Consider the following 14,758-nt stretch of genomic DNA (forward strand, 5'->3'; position numbering starts at 1 on the left):
AATAGCCCTAAAGCCTTCATAAGGCAAATAGGACAAGCTCATGTAAAATACGTAACTTAGACAATTAAGCGTAATAGGTTTTTCACAAAACCAACCTATGGCAAAAATTACCTAATTGAATGATTTCACTTTAAATAACCGAAGATGCAACACGACATAACAGAATCGATGAATCAGGCAGCAGCCTTCATGGACCGGGCCCAGGCCGCTTTTTTACAGTACCAGCATACTACAGCCGGGCAAAGGGCTGAGCTGCTGGAGCGCATCGCCGAACATCTGGAAAATAACAGAGCAAAGTTAATCCCGCTGGCTCAGGCAGAGTCTCATTTACCAGAGGGAAGGTTAAACGGGGAGCTTAGTCGCACTACGGGACAATTAAAGCTCTTTGCAAGCCTGATCAGAGAAGGAAGTTGGATTCAGGCTGCCATTGACCCCGCTTTACCCGACAGAAAACCATTCCCCAGAACAGATATCCGAAAAATGCTGCGTCCCAAGGGGCCGGTTGTTGTTTTTGGCGCGAGCAATTTTCCTTTTGCCTTTTCTACCATGGGCGGAGATACCGCCAGCGCTTTGGCAGCAGGATGCCCGGTTGTTATTAAGGCGCATCCAGGACACCCGGGCACTTCTAAAGCAGTATTTGAAGCGGCCGTGGCCGCCGTTGAAGCCCTGGGTCTTCCAGCAGACACCATTCAACACGTGGCACTGGATGGATACCAGATTGGTATTGATCTGGTTCAGGCCGATGCAACCGCCGCTGTCGGGTTCACCGGTTCGTTTCAGGGCGGGCAGGCGCTCATGCAGGCAGCCAGCGAAAGACAAAGGCCAATAGAGGTTTTTGCTGAAATGAGCAGCACCAACCCCGTAGTGGTTTTACCCGATCTACTCAACAGTCAGCCTGAACAAACAGCACAGAAGCTGGCCGGCTCCATCGCCCTTGGCGTGGGTCAGTTCTGTACTAATCCGGGCTTAATATTCATCCGCAAGGATCAACAGTTCGAACAATTTCAACAGGCATTAATTACTGCACTGCAAACAACCCCGGCCGCGCCAATGCTGCACCCGGGCATCGTTGAGAACTACCATAATAATCTTCAGATAGTATTATCTCAGGCGGGCGTCCAGACCTTAATTGAAGGAAGTGATGAGATTAAGGACCTTTCTATTACCCCTTCTCTGGCCAGCGTAACAGCTGACAGTTTTATTCATAACGCTGCGCTGAAAACAGAGGTCTTTGGCCCCTTTTCCCTGCTGATAGTAGCTGAAAACCAGCAGGAATTGTTGGCAGCCATCCAAAGCGTGGACGGTCAATTGACTGCCAGCATATTTGGCACGCAAAAAGATTTTACAAATAATGCCGATTTAACTTCCTTGCTGGACATTGTGTCCAACTTCGCCGGCAGGGTTATCTTCAATGAAGTACCAACAGGCGTGGAAGTCTGTCACGCCATGGTACATGGCGGACCTTTCCCTTCCACTTCCAACAGTAGTTATACTTCCGTAGGTACAGATGCTATTTTGCGGTGGGTCAGACCCGTCTGTTTTCAGAACTTCCCGGACTCCCTGCTTCCTGCAGCCCTACAAAATAATAACCCTCTGGGTATCTGGCGGTTGATTAGTGGGCAATTAACCAGGGATTCCCTGTAAACTTTTAAAAGTATATCATTTTACATATGCGCAAAACATTTTTCTGTATTGATGCACACACCTGTGGCAATCCGGTCAGGCTAGTCGCCGGCGGCGGTCCTTTATTAGAAGGCGCCACCATGCGGGAAAAAAGGCTTTATTTTCTGGAGCATTATGACTGGATCAGAAAAGGGCTGATGTTTGAGCCCAGAGGCCATGACATGATGAGCGGAAGCATACTTTATGCCCCCTCCAGTAAAGATTACGATATTGGCGTCTTATTTATTGAAACCAGTGGCTGTCTGCCCATGTGCGGCCATGGCACAATCGGCACCGTAACGGCCGCCTTAGAAGCCGGCCTGGTCACCCCGGCCACCCCTGGCACCCTGAGGCTGGAAACACCGGCCGGCCTTGTAGTAGCCTCCTATCAGGAGGTAGCGGGAAAGGTAAAATCTGTTAAACTGATTAATGTCCCCTCTTTTTTAGCGGCAAAAGACCTGGTGGCCGAGCATCCGGAGTTAGGAACCTTAACCTATGATGTTGCCTTTGGCGGTAACTTTTATGCCATTATTGACCCGCAAAAGAACTTCAGTGGCATGCAGAATTATACGGCACTTGATATTGTCCGCTGGTCTCGTCAGATGCGCCAGGAAGTGGCCAAAACGGACCATTTTGTTCACCCGGTAGACACAGCTATTCATGGTGTGCACCATGTAATGTGGACCGGCACCACATTAGACCCTAAAAGCAATGCCCGTAATGCCGTTTTTTACGGAGAAAAAGCCATTGACAGATCACCTTGTGGCACCGGCACTTCCGCTCGTATGGCTCAGTTATATGGCAGAGGTAAATTAAAGGCAGGTGAACGGTTTATTCATGAGAGTATCATTGGCTCCACTTTTACAGGAACCATTGAAGGAACTACCCAGATTGGAGACTTTCAGGCAATTATTCCGGGAATAGAAGGCTGGGCACGTGTATTTGGTCATAATACCATTACAATAGATACGGAAGACGACCCTCTGGCCCTCGGTTTTTCGGTGATTTAGCAAAACAAAAAATAATCATAACCCATTTTTATGCATCGCTCTGATGATATATTAAGCTCATTTTGAATGTCCGGCCTGCTGCTGCTCAAATACAGAAATTGCCTCCTAGATACTTCAAATAAAGGAAATGGTGAAATCTGACTATACGCCACGGTCTTTTCAGCAATCCAACATTTACCATCGCAGCTCAAAAATGTATAAAAATAACGATACGATTCAAGATAATTCAAATAATATATGAGCCAAAACAAGGTGATAATTATTGGAGGCGGAATTTCCGGCCTATCCTCGGCTCGCTACCTGGCAAAAGCAGGCTGGCAAGTGACCGTTCTGGAAAAAGGTGATTTTAAAGACGGCTGTTCATACGGTAATGCAGGATTTGTCTGTCCCAGCCATTATGTTCAATTAGCCACTCCCGGTATTGCCAGACAGGGGCTTAAATGGATGCTTAACCACACCAGCCCTTTTTATATCCAACCCAGACTTGACAGCGCCTTAATCAGATGGGGAATTCAATTTTTAAAAAGAGCCAAGCAAAAATATGTAAACCACAATGGAGTCCCTTTAAGGGATATCGGGCTTTTAAGTCAAAGAGAATATGAAGAGGTCTGGCAAAAGGAGCTCAATTTTGATTATCAGCATAAGGGAATGCTGGAAGTCTTTCAGAGCACTGCTGCCCGTAAAGAATGTACTCATATCGCCAAAATGGGCCAGGATTTAGGTCTGGACATAGAAATGCTGGATAAAGAAGGACTCGAACATTTAGAGCCCGACACGAAATGGAATGCCATTGGAGCTGTTTATTATAAATGTGACGGTCATTTAAATCCCAGAAAGCTGATGGAAGGACTGCAGGATCAATTAAGTACGCTTGGCGTTCAACTGATCCCGCGCCAGACTGTTACTGGTATAAAAAAGGAAGGCAACCTGATCAGTGAAGTACATACAGATAATCAGATTTACAAAGCAGATGCCGTTGTATTAGCTGCCGGCTCCTGGAGTGAACCACTGGCTAGGCAATTATCCCTGAATCTTCCGGTCGTTGGCGGCAGAGGCTATTCTTTTATGGTTCCTGTCAGCAATGGACACAGGATTCATCGTCCGGGCCTGCTGGTCGAAGGACGGGCAGCCTTTACGCCTTTAGCAGACCAGCTTCGTTTCGGAGGCACTATGGAAATCAGAAAACTGGACGCCCCGCTTGCGCTAAACAGGGTAAAAGGGATTATTCAGGCTGTGGGCCAGTTTTTTCCGGATTATCAACTTGATTTTAACCAAATACAGCACCAGATCTGGTCTGGATTCAGGCCGGTTTCTGTGGACGGCATGCCTTATATCGGCAAATCACCTAAGATTGACAATTTAGTGATCGCAACCGGCCATGCTCAACTGGGCATCAGCCTGGGAGCGGCTACGGGGCTGCTAGTCAGCGAACTGGTCCGGGGTGTCCAAACTAGCATAAATATTTCTACCTTTGGGATTAATAGATTCAATAACTAAATAAGAAATTATGTTTAACAAAGAGATCTATATCCAGCGTAGAAATCAACTGGCCCAAAAAGTCGGTTCAGGCCTGATTTTATTGTTGGGTAACGATGAAGCAGGTATGAATTTTAAAAATAATTGGTACCCATTTAGACAAGACAGCACCTTTTTATATTATGCAGGCATTGATCTGGCGGAATTGGCAGTCATCATAGATCTGGATCAAGGCTCCACCACCCTATTTGGCAATGATCTGACCATTGATGATATTGTGTGGACAGGCCCGCTTCCCACCCTTACGGAGCAGGCCAATAGTGCAGGCATTGAAAATGTTCGTCCATATAAAGAACTGGAAACAGTGCTAAAAAATGCAAAGAACAAACAACAAACGGTTCATTTTTTACCGGCTTATCGCCCGGAACACACACTTAAGCTTCAGGCCTGGCTTGAAGTCCCCCCCTCCCAAAGCGTATCTTCAGCCTCCGAAGCATTGATTAAAGCTGTCGTATCCATGCGTTCCCATAAGGGACCTGAAGAAATCGCAGAAATGGAAAAAGCGGTGGACATATCCAATGACATGCACACCTATTTTATGCGGGCCGTGGCAGCGGGGAAAAACGAGATGGCCATTGCAGGTCAGTTAAGAGCCATCGCCATAGCTGCCGGAGGGGATCTTTCTTATCCGACTATCTTAACTTCCCGAGGGGAGACCTTACATATTCATGCCCGCAATCTGGAACTGCCTGCAGGCGCTATGGCCTTATGTGACGCAGGAGCAGAAACCCCTATGCATTACGCGGGAGACCTAACCAGAACAGCACCGGTCAGCGAAAAATTTACTGATATACAAAAAGATATGTATCAATTGATTTTAGATATACAACTAAAAACAATCGATGCCTGTCAGCCGGGCACTCCTTTCAGCGAGGTACACCGATTAAGTGGGCAGTTACTCCTGGAAGGATTACAATCATTTAATATCATTAAAGGGAATGTTCAGGAAGCGCTGGCTCAGGATGCCCATACGTTGTTTTTCCAATGTGGGCTGGGACATATGATTGGCCTGGATGTCCATGACATGGAAAATCTTGGGGAACAATATGTGGGTTATACAGCCGATGCGCCCAAAAACATGAATTTCGGATGGAAGTCATTACGTTTAGGCAGGGCATTAGAACCAGGCTTTACCATTACGGTCGAACCCGGCATTTATTTTATCCCTACTTTGATAGATTTATGGAAAGCAGAAAACAGACTTGCGGATTACATAAATTATCAGGAACTTGAAAAGTTCAAGGATTTTGGTGGCATTCGCATTGAAGACAATCTGGTTATCACAGAAAATGGTTACCGGATCCTGGGCAGCCGAATGGCAGCAAAAACGGTAGCAGACATGGAGGCGCTGCACCGCCAGGGACTTCTATAAAAATAAAAACTGCTTAAAAGGCTTGTTTCAATAAAAAACCGGGTGAAAACATCCGGTTTTTTATTACACCCAACCCTACTCAACAGATTGCAAATCAAACGTTCAAAAGGCCACAATGGGCAATCAGGCCGCCAACAGGCCAATTCCAGGTTAATATCAAATTAATAAAGGTTAAGAAATGCTCAGCAAGCTACCATGATTTTTACATGAAAATGGTTAACTTTATGTTTTATAATTGTACATATTACAATATAAATACTGAATTCACTCGCGGATAACAGACAAAATTGATTAACGAAAACAAAGTAATTGCGGTCCTTTAACAAGCTGTGACAGTGCTGATTTGTCCACAATTGAAAGGCCCATAATATCATAAAGCAGCGCATCAATAAACGGTTACACTATTTATTTAAAATCTACCTTATGACCATAAAAAACAGGCTTTTACAAATCAATGCAAAGATGGTATCAGGGTTATTTTTAGCAGGAACAATCTGTTTTTCGGCAATGGCCCAAAAAACGAATCTGTCCTCAATCCATAAAAAGGATAGTGCGTCTCTGGTCGGGAAATATTTTGCCCAAATGATTAGTGCTCCTCCAGACAGCCTTCACCTCAATCCTTTTTACAAGCAATATTGTAATGCTTCCGGCATCCCGGTAGTCGGCTCTAAGAAAGTGCCCCCTACAGCGCTGCTAACCGCCAGAGATATTATTACTTATATGCTGGCCGGCAGAAGTGACATCAGAGCAGAACTGGTAAAAGAAAAAAGCCGGGTTTTGGTAATGGCAGAAACCGAAATGGAGACTGATCTTCCGGAACGGAGTGACTGGAAAAAACCGGCTTATGACGACCCGAGGCTTACACCAAAAGAAAGAGCCAATTACAATAAACCAGGAGGCATAGCCTCCCAGACAGACAAAGGCTATTGGAATCAAAGAGCCCGAGGAATGGGGGGCCGTATTACATCCTGCGCCGAGGAAAACCTGTTGGGCTATCCGGGCACCAGATATTATGGCGAAAACATTACTGTTCATGAGTTCAGTCATAACATGATGAGTGCCATTGAAAAGATCGACCAGCCCCTTTATAACCGCATCCTGGCTGCTTATGAAGTGGCCAAACAAAAGGGCATGTATAAAGGGCAGTATGCCATCAATACGGCTGATGAATACTGGGCAGAAGGAACACAGTGGTGGTTTTGGTCAAATTTTCCTTTTACAGATACCTCCAGAAATATTACAGTCTGGTCTCCGGCTTCATTAAAGACATATGACCCGACACTTTACCAGATACTATCTGAAGTGTATATCGGTCATCACAATCCAGCAGATGCCTATTATAAAACACATTATAGCCCCGGGGCAAACAGCACTCATTAAAAATCACCAATAGAACCTAACAATACAGACAAACATTTTACTACCTTCTTATTTTTAACTTATGTACACGTTCAACAAGCATGCAAGCAAAATGCAACAGCTGATTCGTAAATCAGGCAAGACCATCGGACTGGGTCTTTTGGCGGCAGGGATGCTCCAGGCAAGTCCTTCCGCCTTTGGACAAGATTACCCCTATAAGCCCGTAGCCTTTACTCAGGTACAGCTTACAGATCATTTCTGGAAGCCTAAAATCGAAGTAAATGCCACCGTCACTATCCCCTACATCTTACAAATGTGTAAGGAACATGGCCGAATCGACAACTTTCTGAAAGCTGCCGGTAAGGAGCCTGCCGGTGATAAGTTAACCGCCTATCCATTCGACGACACAGATATTTATAAACTCATCGAAGGCGCTTCCTATAGTTTACAAACCACACCCAACCCGCTACTGGACAGACAACTTGACACGTTGATTCAGATTATTGGGGAGGCCCAGGAACCTGACGGCTATCTGTATACTTTCAGAACCGCCAAAGTGAAACATCCACAGGAATGGATTGGTCAGCACCGTTGGGAAAATGCTGAAATATTAAGTCATGAATTATATAACTGCGGTCATTTATATGAAGCAGCAGTAGCGCATTATCAGGCCACAGGCAAAAAAACACTCCTGGATATAGCCACCAAAAATGCCGATTTACTCGTTAAGGATTTTGGTTGGGGAAAAATTGAAAAATACCCCGGCCATCCAGTAGTTGAAATGGGACTGGCCAAACTTTACAGAGTCACCGGACAGAAAAAATACCTCGACCTGGCCAAGTTCTTTTTAGATGTAAGAGGCCCTCAGAAAGATAATAAAGGGGATGTCTATAACCAGTCTAATATCAAACTGGTTAATCAAAGAGAGGCCGAAGGCCACGCCGTAAGGGCAGCTTATCTGTATTCCGGCATGGCTGATGTTGCAGCACTCACAAAAGACACCGCTTATCTGACCGCAATAGATGCCATCTGGAATGACATTATAGACCACAAACTCTATATTACCGGAGGCATTGGTGCCACCGGTAATGGGGAAGCCTTCGGACCTGCATATGACCTTCCCAATATGACCGCATATGCAGAAACCTGTGCCGCCATCGCCAATGTATATTTCAATGAACGCATGTTTTTATTACATGGTGATGCCCGATATATAGATGTACTTGAAAAAACCTTATATAACGGTTTACTATCAGGAGTATCTCTGGATGGCACCCATTTTTTCTATCCCAATCCGCTTGCCTCTCTGGGGCAACATGCGCGTAGTGCCTGGTTTGACTGTGCATGTTGTATCACAAACATCTCCAGATTCATGCCTTCCATGCCGGAATATATCTATGCACAGGACAAAAACTCTTTATTTGTGAATCTGTTTGCCGCCAACAAGGCCAGTTTTGAACTGGCAGCAGGAAAAGTTCAGTTAGAACAGATTACGAATTACCCTTGGGATGGCAAGATTCAAATTAATGTTACACCCATTACAGCCAAAGACTTTTCTTTACACATTCGCATACCAGGCTGGGCCAAAGGTGATGCCCTGCCTGGAGATTTATACCATTTTCTGGACATCAACCCCCATCCGGTCGATCTGTTCCTCAATGGCAAAAACGTTGACTATCAACTGGTCAACGGATATGCAGTGATTAACAGAAAATGGAGTAAAGGGGATCAGATTAGTTTTGACCTGCCTATGCCTGTTAAAAAGATTCTTGCCAACCCAGAGGTAAAAGCAGATGCGGGGCGGTTTGCCTTCCAAAGAGGCCCGATTGTCTATTGTATTGAAGGAGCCGACAGAAAAGATAGCAGTGTGATGCATTTAGTAATTGACACTGCGGCTCAGGTCAGAACCAGTTATGCAACTCATAAATTAGGTGGTATTGAAGAGCTTGAGATTCCGGGCTACCTTCTAAAACGTAAAGATGCAAATGAAGGAACAGCTGTAGAAAAGTCGCCCACCCAGGTAACGGCCATCCCATATTATAGCTGGAACAATCGTGGCTCCGATGAAATGGAGGTCTGGATTCCTTATGATGCGTCCAGTAGCACACCACTCCCGGCACCATCCATTGCCTCTAAAAGCAAAGTAACAGGATCTCATGTTTCCAAACTGATGCTCAGGGCAGTTAATAATCAGGTCACACCGGAAGACTCAAAAGATCAAAGTACAGGTAATCTGCATTGGTGGCCTGCCAAAGATCAACAGGAGTGGGTTCAATATGAATTTGATCAGCCATATACTATTTCCAGCTCAAAGGTCTATTTCTTTGATGACGGTCCTTTTGGAGGCTGCAGGGTTCCTGCCAGCTGGCAATTACTTTACAAAAAAGGCGACAACTGGATACCGGTAGAAAACACGTCCGGCTATACCACAGAAAAAGATAAATTCAATGAGGTTCATTTTAAACCTGTAAAAACAACAGGACTGAAATTACAACTTCAACTTCCAAAGGATAATTCTTCCGGCGTATTGGAATGGTCCGTCAAATAAATAAAGGCGTCTGATCAGTCCAATGATTAGCAGTCTATTAAAGGCAATTATCGAGTAATGTTACCTAATTACTCAATAATTGCCTTTTTTTTGAAAAGCAAAAAAGAACGCAGATAGTTTAAAAGGTTAAAATCCTGCAATCATGCAGCAATATTGGTAAAAGATTTACATATCTATAGTCATAACTTCACTTTCTATTTAAATATTACCATTTTATTTTGAGCCAATTCAAATTGTTGCCCAATTAGAGGATTTTTTTGGCTTTTTTAAATATGTGTATTTTATACAATTCAAACCTGTGTTTAACCAGCAATTGGTATCACTTAAATTATAGATAATACGTTTTGAATGCCTCAACCTTTTAGCCATGCCTAAAAAATATCACATCCTCCTGTTGGTTATTCTATGCGCTATTAATAATAGCTTTCTGTCCGCTCAGGTAAACCTGCAGCCAAATGCAGACAGTGTACGCGCTCAAAGAGACCGGATGGTCCGGGCAGCAACATTGGCATACCAAAACAAGGTATTTACCAAAGCTGACACGATTAGAGGCAGCATTACTCCGGAGCGCGCCTGGTGGGATGTGCTGCGTTATGATATAACCATCAAACCGGTGTTTGACTCACATTTTACAGTAGGTAACAACCTCATTACCTATCAGGTTATAAGTAATGAGCAGCCATCCATGCAAATTGATTTACAGGAACCATTGAAAATAGACAGTATTGTATTAGATAATAACGAGCGCTTAAAATTTAGTCAGCAAGGAAACGCCTGGTATGTTCAAACACCTAAACAGTCCTTATTCAGCATTCATACGGTCCGCATTTATTTTCAGGGCAAGCCGCAAATAGCCGTAAGGCCACCCTGGGATGGTGGATGGACCTTTACCAAAGACCGTTCGGGTCATCCCTGGATGACCGTCTGTTGTCAGGGACACGGAGCGTCCATCTGGTATCCCTGTAAAGACCACCAAAGTGATGAGCCTGATCAGGGAGCCACACTGACGATGATTGCCCCTAGTAACCTGGTTGCGGTAAGCAATGGCAGGAAAATAAGCGAAGTCAAAAATCAGGACGGCACAACCACCACTAAATGGGGAGTCAAAAGCCCTATCAGCAATTATTGTATCATTCCTTACATAGGTGACTATACCAGTTTTTCAGAAGTTTTCCATGGAGAAGCGGGGCCTTTAGATATCACTTACCACGTTTTAAAAGAAGATCTTCAAAAAGCAAAAGACTATATGCCATTTGAAGTTCGCCATATGCTGCAAAGCATGGAATATTGGTTTGGACCTTATCCTTTCTATCAGGACGGCTATCAATTAGTAGAGGTTCAACACACTGGCATGGAGCACCAGAGTGCAGTCGCTTATGGAAATTGGTTTGCGCATGGTTACAGAGGTAAGGACCTGGCCGCAAACGGATGGGGCAGCAAGTGGGATTTTATCATTGTCCATGAAAGCGGGCATGAATGGTTTGGGAATAATATCACCTCAAAAGACGTGGCTGATATGTGGGTTCATGAAAGCTTCACCAATTACTCAGAAACCCTTTACGTTGAATACAGATGGGGCAAAAAAGCGGGCAATGAATACAATTTTGGAATCCGCCAGAATATTCGCAATGACCGGCCTATTTTAGGACGTTTCGGCGTAAACGAGTCAGGAAGCGGAGACATGTATTATAAAGGCAGCAACATGATTCATGCCATTCGCCACAGTTTAGATAATGATTCACTCTTCAGAAGTATATTAAGGGGACTTAACAAAGAATTTTATCATAAAACCGTTACAGGTAAACAAATAGAAAATTATATCTGTAAAAAAGCCGGATTCAATTATTTACCCGTTTTTACTCAATATCTGACGACAACAGAAATCCCTAGACTGGACTTACATTTTAATCAGGATAGCAGCATCTTATCATTCAGGTGGAAAAACTGTATCGATAGCTTTAATCTACCCATTGCACTACATGAAGCGAAAACAAATACCGCCATTAAAATCTATCCAAGCACCCAATGGCAGAAAATAAAGGTATCCAAAGATCAATTACCCTTATTTAATCCAGATAGCATAAAATTCAATTATTACATACAAGTGGACTTTTAAATTTTAATAATTTCAACTAAGGACCTTTTTAACGGTCCGGCCATAGAGATAAATTACATCATCAATACTTCAGAAGACATTCTCCTTCTTACAATCATTATTTAACATCACTGGCATAAAATATTTTTTATCGAACAGACAAAAAACAGGCTATAAATTTTCACACAAAAAGAAACCGCAATGAATACTAAAATCCCAAAAAAAATTAGGGCCACTCTACTATTGCCCTTAATTGCCCTGCTGTTTTGCCAAATCGGCATCTTGCAGGCCCAAGACAATCAAACTATTACAGGTACGGTAAAATCTGAGGAAAACGACCAGCCTCTTCCTGGTGTATCCATTACAGTTCAGAAAACGGGTAAAGGTACCACAACGGATATAAATGGACATTACCAAATCAAAGCCACATCTGCCGACACCCTTATTTTTCATTTTGTCGGCTATCACGAACAACATGTCGCAGCCGATCACTCACCACTGGACATCGCACTCCAGAACGCTTCAAACCTTCTTGGAGACGTTGTCGTTGTAGGTTATGGAACTGAAAAAAAGGAAGTGGTCACGGGGGCTATCGGAACCGTAAAGTCTAAGGACTTCGTGAAAGGCGCCGTAAAGGATGCTGCACAATTGATTACCGGTAAAGTGGCAGGCCTAAGCGTGTCTTCCTCCACAGGCGACCCGACAGAAGGCACAGAAATTATGCTTCGGGGTATTTCTACCCTCATGTCTTCTACTGCCCCATTAATTCTAATCGATGGCATTCCAGGGGATTTGAAAACCGTTGCACCTGAAGACATCGCTTCTGTTGACGTACTTAAAGATGGTTCAGCAGCCGCTATTTACGGAACTCGTGCAACCAATGGTGTTATTTTAATTACCACCAAACAATTCAATAAAAATCAGTCAAAATTGCAATATGACGGTTACGTAAGTGTCCAGACCATTGCCAAAAGACCCGAATTTCTGGATGCAGCAGATTACCGTCGTTTAATTAAGGACGGTGTTGCCTACACGGATTACGGAACATCTACAGACTGGTTTGGTGCGATTTCCAGAACACCGGTTAGCCATACCCATAATTTTTTACTTCAGGGAGGAAACGCACAGACAAACTATACAGCCAATATTAACTACAGCAATTGGCAAGGGCTTTTAAAACGCTCCAATAATGCAAACCTCAGGGCAAATTTTGATATCAATCATGCTATGTTTAACGACAAAGTGAAAATCCACTTAAATGCAATCATGTCCAAAAGAAAATACTGGACAGGCGGGGATGGATATAGCTTTAATACCTATATCTACCGTCAGGCACTCATCCGTAATCCAACGGATAGCATCCGCCACGCCGACGGCAGTTTCGTTACAAGAGATGGTTATTTCTATGACAACCCGGTTGCCTTACTAGAAGGTGTTGACGGAGAAAATACGGAAAAGGAACTACGGCTAAATGGAAGCATTACCTATCAGCCCATTACATCATTGATTTTTAAACTATTAGCTTCTGACAACAGTTGGATGCAAACAAGGGGTTATGCGACAAACAGCTCTTATCCCTCCAACGATGCCAACGGATGGGGCAAATCATACGCCTCCAGAGGACAGTCAAACACAGAGGATCATCTATTAGAATTCACGGCTAATTATGACAAGGCATTTGGAGCTCACCATATAAACATTCTGGGCGGTTACAGTTACCAGGACGCTATGGCTGAAGGCTTCTGGGAAAATAACTGGTATTTCCCCACCGATGTATACGGTTACAATAATATGGGTGCCGGCGATGCGCTTTCAGAAGGAAGTGCCGGCATGGGAAGCAGCAAAGGCGAATATAAACTTATAGGATTTTTCGGAAGACTTAACTACAATTATGCAGAAAAATACCTGTTTATGGCCTCTTTACGCCGAGAAGGTTCTTCCAAATTCGGTAAAAATTACAGATGGGGTATGTTTCCCGCTGTTTCAGCAGGCTGGAGAATTAGTCAGGAAGATTTCTTAAAAAGCAGCAAAGTCATAGATGATTTAAAACTGCGTATAGGTTTCGGGATAACAGGAACAGCTCCTTCAGATAACTATGATGCGTTAACCACCCTTAATTATGGCGACCGTTTTTTGTATAACGGGAATTGGGTACAAGGATTATCTCCAACCAGGAACCCTAATCCGAATCTAAGATGGGAACAAAAGGAAGAATATAATATAGGTGTAGACTTTTCGCTGTTCAATCATTTTGTCTCCGGAAGTATCGATGCCTATCGGAGAAATACCAAGGATATGCTATACGACTATCCTGTTCCGGTGCCTCCCTATCTATATAGCACCATCCTCGCCAATGTTGGTCAGATGCGCAATGAAGGTTTGGAAGTCCTCTTAAATTTCAATCCCGTTACCACCAAGGACTTTGCCTGGAACTCCGGGGTCACTTTTTCAACCAATAAAAACACCTTAGTCTCTATCAATAATGACGAGTTTAATCTGACGCAAGACTGGTTTACAGCAGGATATACAGGAGAGCCTATTCAAACCTATACCCACCGTGTTCAGGTGGGTCAGCCTATAGGCAATTTTTATGGCTGGAAATCAGTAGGAATTGACGAAGATGGTGTCTGGAAAATATTAAATAAAGACAACGAAGTCATTTCCATTAAAGATGCTACGGAGGAAGACAAACGTGTTTTAGGTAATGGTCTTCCAAAATATTATTTGTCTTGGAACAATACCTTCAGGTATAAACAATTTGATTTAAGTATTAATATGCATGGCGCATTTGACTACCAGGTTTTGGATTTCCTACGTCTGTTTTATGAAAATCCCAGAAATGCACAATACAATATGCTTAAATCAGCATTTAATAAAGTATACAATACCGCACAGCTTGATTACGACCTGTCCTATGTAAGTTATTACGTGGAAAACGGAGATTACTGGAAAATAGATAACATCACCCTCGGATATACGCTTCCTTTAAAGAACAAAAAAACATTTTCGTCGGCCAGAATATACGCCTCTGGCCTTAACCTGGTTACGCTCACAGGATATAAAGGTATAGATCCGGAAGTCAATCGAAGCGGACTTGCACCAGGTAATGATGACAGGGATAAATATCCAACCACCAGAACTTTCACCTTAGGTGTCAATCTTACTTTCTAACCTTA

Annotated in this window: 8 protein-coding genes; all 8 read left to right on the forward strand. The window is 43.6% G+C overall.

The features are described 5' to 3' along the window. Positions 1-144 precede the first annotated feature (144 nt). The 8 genes from BLU80_RS11265 to BLU80_RS11300 all read left to right on the forward strand — a co-directional run bounded on the left by BLU80_RS11265 (position 145) and on the right by BLU80_RS11300 (position 14,753). Positions 145-1,644 (forward strand): aldehyde dehydrogenase (NADP(+)), encoded by a 1,500-nt coding sequence (locus BLU80_RS11265; RefSeq protein ID WP_244518881.1) that lies wholly within the window; start codon positions 145-147, stop codon positions 1,642-1,644. A 26-nt stretch (positions 1,645-1,670) separates the two neighbouring features. Continuing rightward, positions 1,671-2,672 (forward strand): 4-hydroxyproline epimerase, encoded by a 1,002-nt coding sequence (locus tag BLU80_RS11270; protein ID WP_091398213.1) that lies wholly within the window; start codon positions 1,671-1,673, stop codon positions 2,670-2,672. Positions 2,673-2,909: 237 nt separating this feature from the next. Beyond that, positions 2,910-4,169, forward strand: coding sequence for an NAD(P)/FAD-dependent oxidoreductase (locus tag BLU80_RS11275; RefSeq protein ID WP_091398217.1), 1,260 nt, complete (start codon positions 2,910-2,912; stop codon positions 4,167-4,169). Positions 4,170-4,179: 10 nt separating this feature from the next. Further along, a complete protein-coding gene (locus BLU80_RS11280) occupies positions 4,180-5,580 on the forward strand; it encodes an aminopeptidase P family protein (RefSeq protein ID WP_091398220.1) in 1,401 nt (466 codons plus the stop codon). Positions 5,581-6,003: 423 nt separating this feature from the next. Continuing rightward, positions 6,004-6,960, forward strand: a complete 957-nt coding sequence (locus BLU80_RS11285; protein ID WP_091398225.1) for a glycoside hydrolase — start codon at positions 6,004-6,006, stop codon at positions 6,958-6,960. A gap of 61 nt (positions 6,961-7,021) precedes the next feature. Beyond that, complete coding sequence (locus BLU80_RS11290) at positions 7,022-9,487, forward strand: glycoside hydrolase family 127 protein (RefSeq protein ID WP_244518882.1); 2,466 nt, start codon at positions 7,022-7,024, stop codon at positions 9,485-9,487. A gap of 367 nt (positions 9,488-9,854) precedes the next feature. Next, complete coding sequence (locus BLU80_RS11295; protein ID WP_244518883.1) at positions 9,855-11,603, forward strand: M1 family metallopeptidase; 1,749 nt, start codon at positions 9,855-9,857, stop codon at positions 11,601-11,603. 180 nt (positions 11,604-11,783) lie between these two features. Beyond that, on the forward strand, positions 11,784-14,753 hold the full coding sequence (locus tag BLU80_RS11300) for a SusC/RagA family TonB-linked outer membrane protein (protein WP_091398229.1): 2,970 nt from the start codon (positions 11,784-11,786) through the stop codon (positions 14,751-14,753). The last annotated feature ends 5 nt before the right edge of the window (positions 14,754-14,758 follow it).

The organism is Arachidicoccus rhizosphaerae (assembly GCF_900107765.1).
GTDB classification, from domain to species: Bacteria; Bacteroidota; Bacteroidia; order Chitinophagales; family Chitinophagaceae; genus Arachidicoccus; species Arachidicoccus rhizosphaerae.